Raw genomic sequence first — 16,523 nt, 5'->3', positions numbered from 1 at the left:
GGGGGGGCCCCCGGGCCGGCGGGCCGTGCGCGCCCCGGGGGGGGGGGGGGGGGGGGGGGGGGGGGGGCCCCCCCCCCCCCCCCCCCCACGCCGGTGACGGTGCTCAGCTCGCCTTGCTCAGCGCCTCGAACTCGTCGTCGGTGAGTTGCACCTCGGCCGCTGCCACGTTCTCCTCCAGGTGCGCCACCGAGGACGTACCGGGGATCGGCAGCATCACCGGCGAGCGGCGCAACAGCCAGGCCAGCGCGAGCTGCGCGGGCGTCGCGCCGTGCTCGGTGGAGATGGCGTCCAGCGGGCCGCCCGGCCGGGCCAGCTCACCGGTGGCGATCGGGAACCACGGGATGAACGCGAGGTCGTTGCGCTCGCAGTGGTCAAGCACGTCCTCGGCGCTGCGGTTGACGAGGTTGTACAGGTTCTGCACCGAGACGATCTCGGTGATCGCGCGGGCCTGCTCGATCTGCTCCACGCTCACCTCGGACAGCCCGATGTGGCGGATCTTGCCCTCCTCGCGCAGCAACGCCAGCTCGCCCAACTGGTCGGCGAGCGGCACCTGCGCGTCGATCCGGTGCAGCTGGTAGAGCGGAATGCTGTCCAGGCCGAGGTGGCGCAGGCTCAGCTCACACTGCTGGCGCAGGTACTCCGGGCGGCCCAGCGGGCGCCAGTCGCCGGGGCCGGAACGGCTCAGCCCGGCCTTGGTCGCGATGACAAGATCATCGGTGTACGGGTGCAGGGCCTCACGGATCAGCAGCTCGGACACGAAGGGCCCGTACGAGTCGGCGGTGTCGATGAACGTCACGCCCATCTCGACGGCCCGGCGCAGCACCCGTACCGCCTCGGCCGGGTCCTTCGGGTCGCCCCAGACGCCCGGCCCGGTGAGCTGCATCGCCCCGTAGCCGAGCCGGTCAACAGTGACGTCACCCCCGATCCGGTACGTGCCGGACGCCTTCGCGGGCTGGTTGCTCAGGTCGGTCGCCATACGCGGATCCCCAATCGTCTTGGTTGTGACCGGGACGAAACACCCGACCACCCACTGATCGTGCCCCGGGACCGGCTCGCCATGCGTCCGGCGGGTCGATTGTGCGCCGCGCCACGGCAGTTGCGCCGAGCGGCCGGTACCGCCGTCGGTGACGTGCGACGCTGAGCGCGTGCCGGTACGGGAGGCTCGGGCAGCCCGACCGATGCGGGCCGGCGCGACGGCGGAGGGAGCACCATGGCGGGGGAGCCGCAGGTCGACTTCGCGCTCGACACGTACGAGTGCATAGTGATCTATCCCGGCGCGGCCGGCCGTGCCCTGCCCGCCGAGACGGTGCAGCGGTTGCAGGCCGAGCACGCCGAGCACATGCAGGCGTTGCAGCGGCGCGGCATCGTGCTGGTCGCGGGCTCGATCGACGGCACCACGAGCAACCCGGAGCCCCCGATCGGGTTCGGGCTGGCCCGCACCGGCAGCGTCGACGACGTACGCAGCGTGCTGGAGGCCGACCCGGCAGTGCAGGCCGGCCTCTACCGGATCGACGTGCTGACCTTCCTGTGCCCGGCTGGCTCGCTGGAGTTTCCGCTGGTCAAGACCGAGAGCTGACCGGTTGGCCCGGCAGTGGGTGTCGGGCGGACGACCGCGGCGGTGGTCCACCGGTGCTACGGTCGCGCCCACGGGGGGCCGGGTCCGGGGCGTGCGCTGAAGCCGTGGTCCGGGCGTGTGCGCGGGAGCGCCCCCGAGTGGACACGCCGATGGAGGCGTACCATTCCGGGCGCGCGGTCGCCGATGCCCGTCGCCACAACGTTCCCGGTGCGGTTCCGCCCGCCGGCCCGACGCGCACCGCGCGTCGTTGGACAAAAGTTCCGCTGCCTGCAAGGGGTCGGCCCCGAGTCCGACCCGAAGGAGAGACTAGCCTGATGGGCGTGACACGCCGCGCGAAGATCGTCTGCACTCTTGGTCCCGCCACCTCGTCCCCGGAGCGCATCCGGGGTCTCGTCGAGGCCGGCATGAACGTGGCGAGGCTCAACTTCAGCCACGGCAGCCACGCCGACCACGAGGCGGTCTACCGACTGGTCCGGGAGGCGTCCGAGGCGTCCGGCAAGCCGGTGGCCGTCCTTGCCGACCTGCAGGGCCCCAAGATCCGCCTCGGCCGGTTCGCCGACGGCCCCCACGAGTGGCGCACCGGCGACTCCGTCGTGATCACCGGCGACGACATCGTCGGCAGCAAGGACCGGGTCTCCTGCACGTACCGCAAGCTGCCGCAGGAGGTGCGCGCCGGCGACCGCCTGCTTATCGACGACGGCCGCGTGGCCGTCGAGGTCACCGACGTCACCGGCAACGACATCCGCTGCCTCGTCACCGAGGGTGGTCCGGTCTCCAACAACAAGGGCGTCTCGCTGCCCAACGTGGCGGTGAGCGTGCCCGCCATGTCGGAGAAGGACGCCGAGGACCTGCGCTTCTCTCTGGGGCTCGGCGTCGACCTGGTGGCGCTCTCCTTCGTCCGCTCGGCCGAGGACATCAAGCTCGTGCACGGCATCATGGCCGAGGAGGGCGTGTTCCGGCCCGTGCTGGCCAAGGTCGAGAAGCCGGAGGCCGTGGACAACCTCGAAGCCATCGTGCTGGCCTTCGACGGCGTCATGGTCGCCCGCGGTGACCTCGGCGTCGAGATGCCGCTCGACGAGGTTCCGCTGGTGCAGAAGCGGGCCGTGCAGCTGTGCCGGGAGAACGCCAAGCCGGTCATCGTGGCCACCCAGATGCTCGACTCCATGATCGAGAATTCCCGGCCCACCCGGGCGGAGGCCTCCGACGTGGCAAACGCCGTGCTCGACGGCGCGGACGCGGTGATGCTCTCCGGCGAGACGAGCGTCGGCAAGTATCCGGTGCTGACCGTCAGCACCATGGCCAAGATCGTGACGACCACCGAGTCCGGCTCGATCGGGGTGCCCCGGTTGCAGCACGACCCGCGTACCCACGGCGGCGCGCTCACAGTTGCCGCCTCGTCGATCGCCAGGGCCATCAACGCCAAGGCGCTCGTCGCCTTCTCGCAGACCGGCGACACCGTCCGGCGGCTCTCCCGGCTGCACTGCGACCTGCCGCTGCTGGCCTTCACCCCGGTCCCCGAGGTGCGCGACCAGCTCGCCCTGAGCTGGGGCGTCGAGACCTTCCTGATGCCGTTCGTGCAGCACACCGACGACATGTTCCGTCAGGTCGACCAGGCGCTGCTCGGCCTCAATCGGGCCAACCCGGGCGACTACGTGGTGATCGTCGCGGGCAGCCCGCCCGGCACCCCCGGCTCGACAAACACGCTGCGCGTCCACCAGCTCGGCTCGCTTGTCGACGCCGCGTCGGCGCGGGCGTTGCAGTGAGCGACGGCCGCGCCGCGGTCGGCCAGGCCGCCGTGGACCAGCTGCTGGAGGTGCTGGACCTCGACCCGACCGGGGAGATGACCTTTCGGGGGATGAGCCCTCCGGTCGGCCCCCAACGGGTGTACGGCGGCCAGGTGGCCGGTCAGGCGCTCGTCGCCGCCGGCCGCACTGTCGACCCGGAGCGGTTCGTGCACTCGTTGCACGGCTACTTCGTCCGCCCCGGTGATCCCGCCGAGCCGATCGACTACCAGGTGGAGAACATCCGCGACGGTCGGTCCTTCTCGGTCCGCCGCGCGGTAGCGCTCCAGCACGACAAGCCGATCTTCTTCATGTCGGCGTCCTTCCAGCGAGCCGAGGAAGGGCTGGATCACCAGGCCACCTCCCCGCTGGACGTACCGGAGCCGCAGGACGTGCCGACGATGTCCGACCGGCTCGCCCGCTACCCGGAGCGCCTGGGCATCTGGGGTCAGATCCCGCGCCCGATCGACGTGCGGTACGTCGGCGAGCCTGGTTGGGTCCGTCCGGGCGACCGGCCGGCCGACCCGCACCAGCGGGTCTGGATGCGCGTCGACGGCAAGCTGCCGGACGATCCGCTGCTGCACGCCTGTCTGCTCACCTACGCCTCGGACCTCACCCTGCTGGACTCGGTGCTGTCCATGCACGGCGAGGTGTGGGGGCCCGGCGGTGTGGTCGGCGCGAGCCTCGACCACGCGCTCTGGTTCCACAGGCCGTTCCGCGCCGACGAGTGGTTCCTCTACGACTGCTGGAGCCCGTCGGCGTCCGGCGCCCGCGGCCTGGCCACCGGCCGGATGTTCACCACCGACGGCCGGCAGATCGCCAGCGCCGTGCAGGAGGGCCTGCTGCGCCGCGTCGGCGCCTGACGTTCGCGGTCATCCCCGCCAGGTACGCCCCTGCACGCAGGTGGCGTCATGGCGGGGACGACCGCCGGGCGGAGTCACGTCTGGTGGATGGCCTCGCCGGCGATCTCGATCTGGACGGTCCGGCCGACCAGAACGCCGCCGCTTTCCAGCGCGACATTCCAGAGCAGGCCGTAGTCCTCCCGGTTGATTTCGGCGCTCGCGCTGAAACCGAAGATGTTCTGCCCGTACGGGTCGCGGCGGGCGCCACCGAAATTCACCTGTAGGTCGACGGCCCGCGTGATTCCCTTCACCGTCAATTCGCCGGTGAGCACGAATCGATCGGGGCCTGCCTGTGGTGGCGGATTGTGACCTCTTCCTCGCCCACCGAAACGGTGGTTCCGCAGGCGCGCCCAGTAGAAAATGGGGTCCTCAGTGGACTTCAACTGGATGCCCGTGCTTCGATATTCGAGCGTCGGATAGCGCTCGACGTCGAGAAAGTCGGCACTTTTGAGGTGGGTGTCCCGGTCCTCGCTGCCGGTGGTGATGCTCGCCGTCTGGATGGTGGCGGTCACGCCCGACAGCAGCGGATCCTCGGCCACGGAGATCTCGGCGGTCGCCTCGGAGAACTCGCCGCGTACGGGGCTGACCATCATGTGGCGGGCCAGAAAACCGATCCTTTTGTGCGCCTGATCGAGGCGATAGGTGCCGGCGGCCGGGATGGTCATGCCATCCCAGGTGCGTGTGGCGACATCGGTCATTGGTGGTGCCTTCCCCCCGGGCTGAAAGAACCCGGGTGTTTATCAATGTGCTGCCCGAGCCCCCGTAAACGGTCAGACAGTCGTACCTCCCACCCAGCATAGGGACGCGCCGAATCGGCTCCCCAGGCCCCCGAAGGCCGTCGATCATGACGTATCTCACGACCTTGTCGTGAAATCCGGCGCGGCCCAGATATATGTCGATGCCTGACCGATCGGCCGAGGGTCGCCCGGCCGGGCGGACGACCAGCGGGCTAACCTTGCCGGCATGCGTCTCTCCGCCCGGGTCGACTATGCCCTCCGCGCGGCCGCCGAGCTCGCCGCGACGGCCAGTGGCCCCGGGCGCGGCCGGCCGGTCACCGCCGACCAGATCGCCCGCGCCCAGGAGATCCCGCCGAAGTTCCTGGAGAGCATCCTGCTCCAGTTGCGCCGGGGCGGCATCGTGCACGCTCAGCGTGGCCCCGAGGGCGGCTACTGGCTGGCCCGCCCCGCCGAGGAGATCTCTCTCGCGGAGGTGATCCGGGTGATCGACGGGCCGCTCGCGCACGTCCGAGGGCAGCGCCCGGAGCAACTCGGCTACCACGGTCCGGCCCGCGCCCTCCAGGAGGTCTGGATCGCGTTGCGGGCAAGTGAGCGGGAGATCCTGGAGCTGGTGAGCGTCGCCGACGTGGCTGCCGGCACCCTGCCTCCCCGGGTCACCGAACTGGTGGCCGACCCCCGCGCCTGGATCTGATCCCGCTCCGCCGGTCCGGCCCCGCCGTACCGCTCGGCGGCGTCCCATCCACCGATCAGGCACTTGACCCAGGCTTCTCCGTGGCGCATTGTCGACCAAGTTGATAGGAGATACCGAAAAGCTAGGGGGCGCTCGTGCGCAAGCTGCTGGTCCTCGCTCTGGTCGGACTTGCCGCGCAGCTCGTCGATGGTTCGCTCGGCATGGCGTACGGGCTGACCTCGTCCACCCTGCTGCTGCTCGTCGGGGTCGCCCCCGCCGCCGCGTCGGCCTCGGTGCACCTGGCCGAGATCGGCACCACCCTGGCCGCGGGCGTGTCGCACTGGCGGTTCGGCAACGTCGACTGGCGGGTGGTGACCCGCATCGCGCTTCCCGGCGCGATCGGCGCGTTCGCCGGTGCCACAGTGCTCAGCTCGATCTCGACCGAGTCGGCCGCACCGTGGATGGCCGGCATCCTCTTCACGCTCGGCGCGTTCCTCCTGGTCCGCTTCGCCAGGCCCCTGCGTACCGACCGGATCGGCGGGCGACTGCGCGGGCGGTTCCTCGGCCCCCTCGGCCTGGTCGCCGGCTTCGTCGACGCCACCGGCGGCGGAGGCTGGGGTCCGGTGGCCACCCCGGCGCTGCTGGTCTCCGGCCGCATGGAGCCGCGCAAGGTCATCGGCTCGGTGGACACTGCCGAGTTCGTTGTGGCGGGTGCCGCAAGCGTCGGCTTCCTGATCGGGTTGGGCACCGAAGGTTTCCTGCTCCCCATCGTCGGCGCGTTGCTCGTCGGCGGCCTCATCGCCGCCCCGCTGGCCGCCTGGCTGGTGCGTATCGTCCCGGCGCAACTGCTCGGCGCGGCGGTCGGCGGCGTGATCGTCCTGACCAACGCCCGGACGTTGATGCGCTCCGCCGGGCTGGACGGTCCGGTCCCTCCCGTGATCTACGTCCTCCTGGCGGCCGGCTGGGTGGCAGCGCTGGTGCTGGCCGTACGGGCCCTGCGCCGCACCCGCCAAGCCCAGGCCGCAGCCGCAGCCGCAGCCGCAGCCGGGGTCTCCCCGGCCCCCGAGGTCGTTTCGGCCGGTCTCAGCAGCGCCGACACGCCAGCCGCCCACTGACCTTCGGCGGGTGGTCGGCAGTCTGCGGACCCTGGTGGTAGGCCGCCCGTCCGCTGAGCGGCGGTAGGCGCGGCCCTACGGCACGCCACCTCGGCTCCGGCTGAGCCCGGCGCATGTCAGTCGGGGACTGCCGCGCGATCGGTGATACCTGTGAGTCATCTTGATGACTCACAGGTATCACCTGCCTGACGGGCTCGGCCGGTCAGGTGAGCAGGTCGTCGGCCGCCTCGGCCAGCAGCGCCCACGTCTCGTCGACGTGTCGCTCGGCGGTCTGCGGCGAGCCGACCGCCAGCCGCAGGGTGTACCGGCCGTCCACCCGCGTGTGGGTCAGGTGCGCCCGTCCGGTGCCGTTCAGGCGGGCCAGCAGGTCGGCGTTTGTGTCGTCGTCGGCGCGCAGCCGGAAGCAGACAAGCGAGAACGGGTGCGCCGCGGCCAACTCGAAACGATCGTCGGAGCGGACCCGGTCGGCGAACCGGGCGGCCAACGCCACCCCGGACCGGATGTGCGCGCGTAGCCCTTCGACGCCGTACCAGCGCAGCACGAACCACAGCTTCAACGCCCGGAAGCGGCGGCCCAGCGGGACCTGCCAGTCCCGGTAGTCGATCACCGCGCCGGAGTCGGACGCCGCGTTGCGCAGGAACTCCGGCAGTACGGTCAGCGCCTCGATCAACTCAGCCCGGTCGGCTACCCAGAACGCGTCGCAGTCGAAGCCGGTGAGCAGCCACTTGTGCGGGTCGAAGCAGTACGAGTCGGCGTACTCCAGGCCGGCGTGCGACCAGCGCAGTTCGGGACAGACGGCGGCGGCCCCCGCGTACGCGGCGTCCACGTGCAGCCAGATCCCGTACTCGGCGCAGATCGCGCCGATCTCCGGCAGTGGGTCGACGGCGGTGGTGGAGGTGGTGCCGATGGTGGCGACCACGATGGCGGGGACGTCCCCGGCGGCCAGGTCGGCCTGGATCGCGGCCCGCAGCGCGTCCGGTAGCAGTGCCTGCGTGGCCGGGTCCACAGCGATCGACCGGACCCCGTCGGTGCCCAGACCGGCGATGCGCACGGCTTTCTCGATCGAGGAGTGCCCGTGTACTGACGTGTACGCGCGGTAGCGCCGGTCGACGCCGACGTCGCGCCACCGACCTCCGCTGGCCCGGTGCAGCGCGGCCAGTGTGGCGACAAGGGTCGCCGAGGAGGCCGAGTCCTGGATGACGCCGCCGCCGGTGCCGGTCGAACGGAACCGCTGGGGAAGGTCAAGCAGTTGGGCCAGCCAGTCCATCATCACCGTCTCCAACTCGGTGCAGGCGGGGCTGGCGGCCCAGAGCATGCCCTGTACGCCGAGCCCGGAGCTGACCAGGTCGCCGAGCACGCTCGGGCCGGAGGTGTTGGCCGGGAAGTAGCCGAAGAAGCCCGGGTGCTGCCAGTGGGTGAGGCCCGGCGCGACGATGCTGTCCAGGTCGGGCAGGACCGCTTCGATCGGCTCGCCGACGGTGGGCGGCCCGGCGGGCAGGGCGCCCGCCACAGTGCCTGGCGGGTCGGCCGGCGCGACCGGTCGCTGCTCCAGTGTGGCCCAGTAGTCGGCGATCCAGTCGACGACGGCGTGGCCGGCGCGGCGGAACTCGTCGGGGTCCATGTGGGGAACGCTCACCACAGGAGTCGATCAGGCATCGGTTGCCGGGGCAAGACCGGTAGGTCGGAGGGGTCGGGGCAGGGTGTGACGGTCGTCGATATTGCGGACCGGAAAGCGCTTGCCCTACGATGCGCCTTGAGCCGGATCCGCGCATTCCCAGGGCGTCTCACCCGATCAGATCGCCGTCCGTCGCCGTCGTGACGGGTCGTCCACCGTGCTTCCCGGGCAGGGCCGGTGGACCTACAGCGGTCACCACCGGATCTCCGGAGGCAGTTCATGCACGCGTCCAAACAACGGCTGATCCTGCTGGCCGCCACAACGGCGACAGCGGTCGTGGCCGGCAGCGTCGGCGCGGTCGTCGCCTCAGCCGCCGCCGTCGGCTGCCAGGTCGACTACCAGGTCACCAACCAGTGGCAGGGCGGCTTCGGCGCCAACGTCACAGTCACCAACCTCGGCGACCCGGTCAACGGCTGGGCCCTGACCTGGTCGTACGCCGCCGGGCAACAGGTCACGCAGGCGTGGAGCGCCGCCGTCACCCAGTCCGGCGCGCAGGTCACCGCGCGCAACGTCGACTACAACGCCGCGATCGCCACGAACGGCACCGCCTCGTTCGGCTTCAACGGCTCGTGGACCGGCAGCAACCCGGCGCCGACGAGCTTCGCGCTCAACGGTGTCACCTGCACCGGCGCGCCGGCCACCGATGGCCCGACGACGCCGCCACCCACCACGCCGCCACCGACGACCCCACCACCGACCACTCCACCACCGACCACACCACCACCGACCACCCCGCCGCCGACCTCCGGCGTACTGCAGATGGAGAACCTGGACCGGGGGCTCGTCAGCGTCCGATCCGGCAGCGGCAACCTGGTCTCCTGGCGGCTGCTCGGCACTGAGACCTCGGGCGTGGCGTTCAACCTGTACCGGGGCTCGACCCGGGTCAACTCCAGCCCGATCACCGGTGCCACCAACTACCTCGACAACGGCGCGGCGGCCGGCTCGACGTACACGGTGCGGGCCGTGGTGGGCGGCGCCGAGCAGGCGGCGTCGGCACCCGCGCTCCAGTTCGGCGACGGCTACCTGGACGTCCCGTTGCAGGTCCCCGCCGGGGGCACCACCCCCAGTGGGGAGAGCTACACCTACAGCGCCAACGACGCCTCCGTCGGTGACCTCAACGGAGACGGCAGCTACGAGATCGTGCTGAAGTGGGATCCGTCAAACGCCAAGGACAACTCCCAGTCCGGCTACACCGGCAACGTCTACGTCGACGCGTACACCCTCACCGGCACCCGGCTGTGGCGCATCGACCTGGGCCGCAACATCCGGGCCGGCGCGCACTACACCCAGTTCCAGGTGTACGACTACGACGGCGACGGCCGCGCCGAGGTGGCAATGAAGACCGCCGACGGCACCCGCTCCGGCACCGGTCAGCTCATCGGCTCGTCGTCTGCGGACTACCGCAACTCCAGCGGTTACGTGCTCTCCGGCCCGGAGTACCTGACCATGTTCAACGGCCAGACCGGCGCGATCCTGTCCACAGTCAACTACGACCCGCCGCGCGGCACCGTGTCGTCGTGGGGCGACTCGTACGGCAACCGCGTCGACCGCTTCCTCGCCGGTACCGCGTACCTGGACGGGCAGCGCCCCTCGCTGATCATGGCGCGGGGCTACTACACCCGGGCAGTCATCGCGGCCTGGGACTTCCGCAACGGCACGCTGACCAAGCGTTGGACGTTCGACTCGAACTCCTCAGGCAACGGCGCAGCCGCCGGTCAGGGCAACCACCAGCTCTCCGTGGCCGACGTCGACGGCGACGGCCGCCAGGAGATCGTGTACGGCGCCGCCACAATCGACGACAACGGCCGGCTGCTCTACTCCACAGGCAACGGGCACGGTGACGCCCTGCACGTCGGCGACCTCGACCCGGGCCGTGCCGGCCTGGAGGTGTTCAAGGTCGACGAGGACGCCAGCAAGCCCAGTTCCTGGTTCGCTGACGCGCGTACAGGTCAGATCCTGTGGTCCACGCCGGCCTCGGGCGACAACGGCCGGGGCGTCTCGGCGGACATCTGGGCGGGCAGCCCCGGCGCCGAGTCGTGGTCGTCGGCGGTCTCCGGGCTGGCCAATACCCGCGGTCAGAACGTCGGCCGCAAGCCGTCGTCGGCAAACTTCCTCGCCTGGTGGGACGGCGACCCGGTGCGGGAGCTGCTCGACGCCACGAAGATCGACAAGTACGGCACGGGCGGGGAGACCCGGCTGCTCACCGGTAATGGCGTGGCGTCGAACAACGGCACCAAGTCCACTCCGGCGCTTTCCGGCGACATCCTGGGCGACTGGCGCGAAGAGGTGATCTGGCGGACCAGCGACAGCCGGGCGCTGCGCATCTACAGCACGCCGACGCCGACCAGCACCCGGATCTACACGCTGATGCACGACCCGCAGTACCGCGTGGCTATCGCCTGGCAGAACACCGCCTACAACCAGCCACCGCACCCGGGGTTCTTCATCGGCGACCAGATGGGCAACCCACCGACACCGAACATCTACCTGCGTTGATCTGGTGGTCCTGATCGGGTTCGCCTAAGGTGGCAGGCACCGGGCCGCAGCCGCGGAATCCGCACAGCTCCGGCCCGGTGCTCCACACCGCGGCACTCCCGACCCGTCCCGACCGGGAATGCCGTACCACCACCGGAACCAACATTAGGCACCGTCCGGGTCGCGGGGGTGACGCTGACGTGAAGATCGTGTTTCACGCGTCCCGGCGCAAACCGCCCGCCACCTGCTCGGCGATCAACTCGTACGAGCGCACCCGGTCCTGTACGTCATAGACGAGCGTTGTCAGCATCAGCTCGTCGGCGCCTGTGCGCTCCAGCAGGTCGGTCAGCTGCTGCCGCACCGTCTCCGGTGAGCCCATGGCCTGACCGTCGCGCCGTTGCAGGACGAACTCCCGCTCGATCTCGGTGTACGGGTACGCCGCTGCCTCGTCGGGCGTGGACAGCGGCTCCGGCCGCCCGGACCGCAGCTTCAAGAACGACAGGGCGCTCGGCCCGGCCAGCCACTCGGCCCGCTCGTCGGTCTCGGCGCACACCGCGTTGACGGCAACCATCGCGTACGGCTTGTCCAGCCACTGCGACGGCCTGAAGTTCTGCCGGTACAGCGCCAGCGCCGGAAGCGTGTTCGCCGAGCTGAAGTGGTGCGCGAAGGAGAACGGCAGACCGAGCAGGCCGGCGAGCTGGGCGCTGAACCCGCTGGAGCCGAGCAGCCACACCGCCGGCTGCTCACCCTGACCGGGGGTGGCGATGATCTGCCCCGGGCGCTCCCCGCTGAAGTAGTTCATCAGGTCGGCCAGCTCCCGCGGGAAGCCCTCCGCCGAGAGCCCCTCCATCGTGCGGCGCAACGCCAGGGCGGTCACCTGGTCGGTGCCCGGCGCCCGGCCGATGCCCAGGTCGATCCGGCCCGGGTGCAGCGCCTCCAGAGTGCCGAACTGCTCGGCCACCACGAGCGGCGCGTGGTTGGGCAGCATCACCCCACCCGAGCCGAGGCGGATCGTCGAGGTGTTGGCGGCCAGGTGGGCAAGTAGCACCGCCGGAGCCGAGCTGGCGATCGCCGGCATGTTGTGGTGCTCGGCCACCCAGAACCGGCGGTAGCCCAGTTCCTCCGTGCGCCGCGCCAACTCGGTGGTGGCCCGCAACGCCGCGCCGGCGGTGGTTCCCTTGGCGACCGGGGCAAGATCAAGAACAGACATCGGTACGGTGATCACACGCGTGGCCAACCCGCCGCCGGTCGGTTTTGTTCCGGCCTCGGTGTGTTCGTCGGGCAACTCACCCGCTGCTCAGCCCAGCCCACGGGCCTGTTCGAAGATCAAACTCGTCTGCGTGTGCTGCACCGCCGGGTCGACCGCCAGGTGGTCCAACACGAAGTCCCGCAGCGCGTCACCCGAGGCCGCTCGGACGTGCAGCACGTAGTCCTCCGCACCGGCCACGTGGAACACCGACACCACCCCGGGCAGCCGCACCGACCGGGCCCGGAACGCGTCCACCGCCGCCCGCTCGTGCGCGGTCAACCGCACCGACACCAGCGCCTGCAAGGGCAGCCCCAGCGCCGCCGGGTCCACCTCGGCGTGGAACCCGCGGATCGCCCCGCGCTCGCGCAACGCCCGGGTACGCGTCAGACACGTCGACGGCGCCACCCCCACCCGCTCGGCGAGGGCGTTGTTCGGCAGTCGGCCGTGCGCGGCCAGCTCGGCGAGGATCGCGCGGTCCACTTCGTCCAGGGGTGGATACGACCGCACAACGTTCGGCTCAGGGGGCATCCCGCCATCCTTTGCCGAATTGGCTACCGATGCTAGACCCTCGTGCAGAATTATCTGCCGAACCGTTGCCCGAACGACACCAGATGTTCGACGCTACCGCCATGATGACGGTGGACACCCAAGCCGTACACGCCGGCCGTGACGACCTGCGCGCCCTCGGCGTGCACGTACCGCCTATCGACTTCTCCACCACCAACCCACTGCCCTCGGTCGACGACGGCGGTAACGCCTACGAGCAGCTCGCCACCGGCGGCACCCTCCCCGCCGAAGGCGGCGCCGTCTACCAGCGGCTCTGGAATCCCACCGTCGCCCGCTTCGAAACCGCCCTCGCCGAACTGGAGGGCACCGCCCAGGCCGTCGCTTTCGCCAGCGGCATGGCCGCCCTCACCGCGACGGTGCTAGCCGCCACCCGGGACGGCAAGCGTCACATCGTCGCCGTCCGGCCCCTCTACGGCGGCACCGACCACGTCCTGGCCACCGGCCTGCTCGGCACCACCGTCACCTGGGCGGACCCGGACCAGGTCGCAGCGGCCATCCGCCCGGACACCGCGCTCGTCGTCATCGAGACACCCGCCAACCCGACCCTCGACCTGGTCGACATCGCGGCCCTCGCCGCCGCGGCCGGCGACGTGCCCCTGCTCGTCGACAACACTGTCGCCACCCCCGTCCTGCAACAACCCGCCCGCCACGGCGCGGCCCTCGTCCTGCACAGCGCCACCAAGAGCATCGGCGGCCACGGCGACGTCCTGGCCGGTGTCGTGGCCTGCGACGCCGACTGGGCCAGCCGACTGCGCCAGGTCCGCGCCGTCACCGGCGCGATCCTGCACCCCCTCGGCGGCTACCTCCTGCACCGTGGCCTCCAGACCCTGCCGCTGCGGGTCCGCGCCCAGCAGGCCAGCGCCGAGAAGCTCGCCGGCTGGCTCGCCGACCACCCCGCCGTACACCGGGTGCACCACCCCTCGGTGTACGACCCGGCGGCGCTCGTCGGCCGGCAGATGGCCGGCCCCGGCAGCCTCCTCGCCTTCGAGGTACGCGGCGGCGCACCCGCCGCTGCCACCGTCGCCGGTGCCTGTCAGCTCATCACCCACGCCGTCTCGCTCGGCGGCGTCGACACCCTCATCCAGCACCCCGCCTCGTTGACCCACCGGCCCGTCGAAGGCGACGCGAAGCCGGCAGGCGGCCTGCTGCGCCTCTCGGTCGGTCTGGAAGACCCCGAGGATCTGCGTGCCGACCTCGCCCGGGCGCTGGACACGATCGCCTGACGGCCCGCGGCCCGCGGATCCGTCCAGCTGCGCGGGCTGCGTATCGCCACGTCGCTGGCGGCGCGCTGAGGCGTTGGCGGAGCAGTGGCCGCGCAGCACCGACCCGCCGGTCGTCACGAGGCGCTGTCGCCAAAAGAAGGGACCGGGTGGCCGGCGGGTCGGTCGGATTGTCGACATCCGGCGGGCGACGACAGCACCCCGGCCTGGTGCCGGACATCGCTGGTGCGGGTCGGCCGAAGCGCCATTGCCGGAGCCTGGTGCGGGGCTTGCCGGAGCACGGCGCGGGCGCTCACTGTCGAGCGGATGGTGTGCCCGCGAGCGCAGAGAGTGCGGGCTCGCGCCCGCATCTGCGGTGTGCGCACACCTGCCTGGTCGAACAGGTGTGCGTCAGGGGTGCCGGGAGCGGGATTCGAACCCGCAAGCCCTTTCGGGCAGAAGTGTTTGAGACTTCCGTGTATGCCGTTCCACCATCCCGGCGGGTGCCGCTTACTGTACCCGACTACGCTTCTGCGGGAGCATGGGTGGTAGCCGTGCAGAAGCGATGGTGGGGGTAGGGCTGGTGGCTGAGATGCCGACGGATGCCGAGCGCAGGCGCGTACTGATCGCCGAGGACGAGGCGCTGATCCGGCTGGACCTCGCCGAGATGCTTGTCGAAGAGGGCTACGAGGTGGTGGGGGAGGCCGGCGACGGCGAGACCGCCGTCCGTCTCGCCGAGGAGTTGAAGCCCGACCTCGTCATCCTCGACATCAAAATGCCGATCATGGACGGGCTGGCCGCCGCCGAGCGGATCGCCGGCGCCCGGATCGCTCCGGTGATCATCCTGACCGCGTTCAGCCAGCGCGACCTGGTGGAGCGGGCGCGGGCGGCGGGCGCGATGGCGTACCTCGTGAAGCCCTTCCAGAAGAGCGACCTGGTCCCGGCGGTGGAGATCGCGCTGTCGCGTTACTCGGAGGTCGCGGCCCTGGAGGCCGAGGTCGCGAGCCTCACCGACCGCCTGGAGATCCGCAAGACGGTGGAGCGCGCCAAGGGTGCGCTGATGACCACCTACGGGATGACCGAGCCGCAGGCGTTCAAGTGGATCCAGCGCACCGCCATGGACCACCGGATGACAATGAAAGAGGTCGCCGAGCGGATCCTCATGGAGACCGCCGGCGGCGAGGCGGCTCAGCCGACCGTCTGAGCGCCCGGCCGCGCGGGGCGCCGCGTGCGCCCGCCGGTGGCTAGCATCGACGGGTGTCCGTCCGACGGGTTGTCGCGGTGTCCGGTCTCTTCGCGCTGCTGCTCGTGGGTTGTGACGGGCCGCCGACGGGCGACGGGTCGGCCGGGCCGACGACGGCTGCCGCGCCGGCGCTGCGGCCGGGTTGGCAGGCGCTGACGCTTCCGGCGCCGCCGGGCGACGCCGGGCGGTTGTTGGTCCGCGACCTGGCGGCCTGTGCGGGTCGGTGGTTCCTGGCCGGCGGCGTCGCGGACGCTGCCGGCGGCACCCGTCCAGCCGTGTGGACCAGCGTGGACGGTACGACCTGGACGTCGCTGCCGGTACGCGCGGATTCCTTCTACGGCAGGCAGAACGTGCTGTCCTCAGTGGCCTGCCGCGACGGCGCGGCGGCGGTGATCGGTGCGAAGGTCGGTGGGGCACACGGTTATCCGCGGATCAGCACCTGGCGGCAGCGGGCCGACGGCGCCCTCGTCGAGGTGCAGGCGCCGTTCGAGACGTACGGCGGGCCGAAGGCGGTGAACGTGTCCCGGCTGGCGGCGGGTCCGTCGGGCTGGCTGATCGTCGGCAACCGCTCGGCGGGCGCGGCCTCCTGGGTGTCGGCGCCGGCCGCGGCGGAGTTCGCGCTTATCGAGGGCGCACCGGAGCTGGCGAGTGACGCCACAGGCGTGACCTGGGCGTTCGACGCGGTGGCCGTACCGTCGGGTTGGCTGGCGGTGGGCGGTCTGCTACCGGCTGGCCGGATCGACAGGGACCCAGCGGTGTGGTCGTCGCCGGACGGGCGGTCGTGGCGGCGCACGGTGCTGCCGGGCGGCCCGGAGTACGAGGAGTTGCAGCGGGTGGCAGTGGTCGGCGGGGTGCCGGTGGCTGTCGGGTTGCGCGGGTCGACGTTCGGGGCGTGGCGGCAGGAGCCGTCGGGCTGGGTGGCCGCGGGTTCGTTCGGGCGGCGGTCGTCGACGGGCGTGCCGATGGTGGCGTCGCTGGCGTCGGCGGGAGATCGCCTGGTCGCGGCGGTGACCGACGGTGCCCGTCACTCGCTGTGGATCTCGATGGACCGGGGTGGGTCGTGGCGGGAGGCCGTGCTGCCCCTGGAGGTAGCGGCGGGTGCCGATCGGGACGTTGCGCTGGTGGCGGTGGGTGACCGCTGGTGGTTGGCGGCGGACGACGGTTCGCGGGCCGGTCTGTGGTGGGCGAGCGGGTCGGGCACCTGACGGGCGGCGAATGGGCGGCGCCGCGGCGCAGTCGCGCCGACGATCGGGAATTTTCCCAGCTCAGACAGCGTTTTCGCGCGTTCTGATGGGCCCGATGGGGGTGGTGTGGTCCCCTCCGGACGCAGACTT

The 16,523-nt window shown here is 71.4% G+C and carries 14 protein-coding genes and 1 tRNA gene; 9 read left to right on the top strand and 6 right to left on the bottom strand.

Annotated features, from left to right (window positions below; genetic code table 11):
• Window positions 1-103 precede the first annotated feature (103 nt).
• Window positions 104-976 (bottom strand): aldo/keto reductase, encoded by an 873-nt coding sequence (locus ACLQ23_RS18255; protein ID WP_355592904.1) that lies wholly within the window; start codon window positions 974-976, stop codon window positions 104-106.
• Window positions 977-1,210: 234 nt separating this feature from the next.
• On the opposite strand from ACLQ23_RS18255, the gene ACLQ23_RS18250 reads away from it, so the two are divergent.
• From ACLQ23_RS18250 to ACLQ23_RS18240, 3 genes are all read left to right on the top strand, one after another.
• Window positions 1,211-1,576, top strand: a complete 366-nt coding sequence (locus ACLQ23_RS18250; RefSeq protein WP_053658206.1) for a YciI family protein — start codon at window positions 1,211-1,213, stop codon at window positions 1,574-1,576.
• A gap of 314 nt (window positions 1,577-1,890) precedes the next feature.
• Complete coding sequence (gene pyk, locus ACLQ23_RS18245) at window positions 1,891-3,339, top strand: pyruvate kinase (protein ID WP_355592902.1); 1,449 nt, start codon at window positions 1,891-1,893, stop codon at window positions 3,337-3,339.
• Complete coding sequence (locus ACLQ23_RS18240) at window positions 3,336-4,220, top strand: acyl-CoA thioesterase (protein WP_355592900.1); 885 nt, start codon at window positions 3,336-3,338, stop codon at window positions 4,218-4,220. Before pyk ends, ACLQ23_RS18240 begins: the two co-directional genes overlap by 4 nt.
• 74 nt (window positions 4,221-4,294) lie before the next feature.
• Here ACLQ23_RS18240 and ACLQ23_RS18235 read toward each other — a convergent pair whose 3' ends face one another.
• Entirely contained in the window at window positions 4,295-4,957 is a 663-nt protein-coding gene (locus tag ACLQ23_RS18235; RefSeq protein ID WP_425880870.1) for a YceI family protein, read from the bottom strand.
• A gap of 265 nt (window positions 4,958-5,222) precedes the next feature.
• Between ACLQ23_RS18235 and ACLQ23_RS18230 the strand changes: the two genes are divergently transcribed.
• Window positions 5,223-5,687 (top strand): RrF2 family transcriptional regulator, encoded by a 465-nt coding sequence (locus ACLQ23_RS18230; RefSeq protein ID WP_053658213.1) that lies wholly within the window; start codon window positions 5,223-5,225, stop codon window positions 5,685-5,687.
• Between the two features lie 134 nt (window positions 5,688-5,821).
• On the top strand, window positions 5,822-6,781 hold the full coding sequence (locus tag ACLQ23_RS18225) for a sulfite exporter TauE/SafE family protein (protein WP_355592896.1): 960 nt from the start codon (window positions 5,822-5,824) through the stop codon (window positions 6,779-6,781).
• 202 nt (window positions 6,782-6,983) lie between these two features.
• Here the strand turns inward: ACLQ23_RS18225 and ACLQ23_RS18220 are convergent, their stop codons facing one another.
• Window positions 6,984-8,417 carry a pyridoxal-dependent decarboxylase gene (locus ACLQ23_RS18220; RefSeq protein ID WP_355592894.1) on the bottom strand — a complete coding sequence of 478 codons (1,434 nt, stop codon included), beginning with the start codon at window positions 8,415-8,417 and terminating at the stop codon, window positions 6,984-6,986.
• A 258-nt stretch (window positions 8,418-8,675) separates the two neighbouring features.
• Between ACLQ23_RS18220 and ACLQ23_RS18215 the strand changes: the two genes are divergently transcribed.
• Entirely contained in the window at window positions 8,676-10,952 is a 2,277-nt protein-coding gene (locus ACLQ23_RS18215; protein ID WP_355632105.1) for a cellulose binding domain-containing protein, read from the top strand.
• A gap of 193 nt (window positions 10,953-11,145) precedes the next feature.
• On the opposite strand, the gene ACLQ23_RS18210 is transcribed toward ACLQ23_RS18215, so the two are convergent.
• Together ACLQ23_RS18210 and ACLQ23_RS18205 are read right to left on the bottom strand one after the other, a co-directional pair.
• The gene (locus ACLQ23_RS18210; protein WP_355592890.1) at window positions 11,146-12,141 is read right to left on the bottom strand and encodes an LLM class flavin-dependent oxidoreductase; all 996 of its coding nucleotides are present in this window, start codon (window positions 12,139-12,141) and stop codon (window positions 11,146-11,148) included.
• Between the two features lie 87 nt (window positions 12,142-12,228).
• Entirely contained in the window at window positions 12,229-12,708 is a 480-nt protein-coding gene (locus tag ACLQ23_RS18205) for an Lrp/AsnC family transcriptional regulator (RefSeq protein WP_355592888.1), read from the bottom strand.
• Window positions 12,709-12,791: 83 nt separating this feature from the next.
• Here ACLQ23_RS18205 and ACLQ23_RS18200 point away from each other — a divergent pair, with 83 nt between their 5' ends.
• Window positions 12,792-13,970: a trans-sulfuration enzyme family protein gene (locus ACLQ23_RS18200; RefSeq protein ID WP_355632108.1), complete on the top strand. Its 1,179-nt coding sequence runs from the start codon at window positions 12,792-12,794 to the stop codon at window positions 13,968-13,970.
• A 394-nt stretch (window positions 13,971-14,364) separates the two neighbouring features.
• On the opposite strand, the gene ACLQ23_RS18195 is transcribed toward ACLQ23_RS18200, so the two are convergent.
• Window positions 14,365-14,447, bottom strand: a tRNA-Leu gene (locus ACLQ23_RS18195).
• A gap of 82 nt (window positions 14,448-14,529) precedes the next feature.
• Between ACLQ23_RS18195 and ACLQ23_RS18190 the strand changes: the two genes are divergently transcribed.
• A complete protein-coding gene (locus ACLQ23_RS18190) occupies window positions 14,530-15,150 on the top strand; it encodes an ANTAR domain-containing response regulator (protein ID WP_355592884.1) in 621 nt (206 codons plus the stop codon).
• Window positions 15,151-15,203: 53 nt separating this feature from the next.
• On the top strand, window positions 15,204-16,394 hold the full coding sequence (locus ACLQ23_RS18185; RefSeq protein ID WP_355632111.1) for a hypothetical protein: 1,191 nt from the start codon (window positions 15,204-15,206) through the stop codon (window positions 16,392-16,394).
• Window positions 16,395-16,523 lie beyond the last annotated feature (129 nt).

This window comes from Micromonospora sp. DT41 (assembly GCF_049841715.1).
GTDB classification, from domain to species: Bacteria; Actinomycetota; Actinomycetes; order Mycobacteriales; family Micromonosporaceae; genus Micromonospora; species Micromonospora profundi.
The sequence above is the reverse complement of the archived record's forward strand: the minus strand, read 5'-3'. Positions and strand labels throughout refer to the sequence as shown.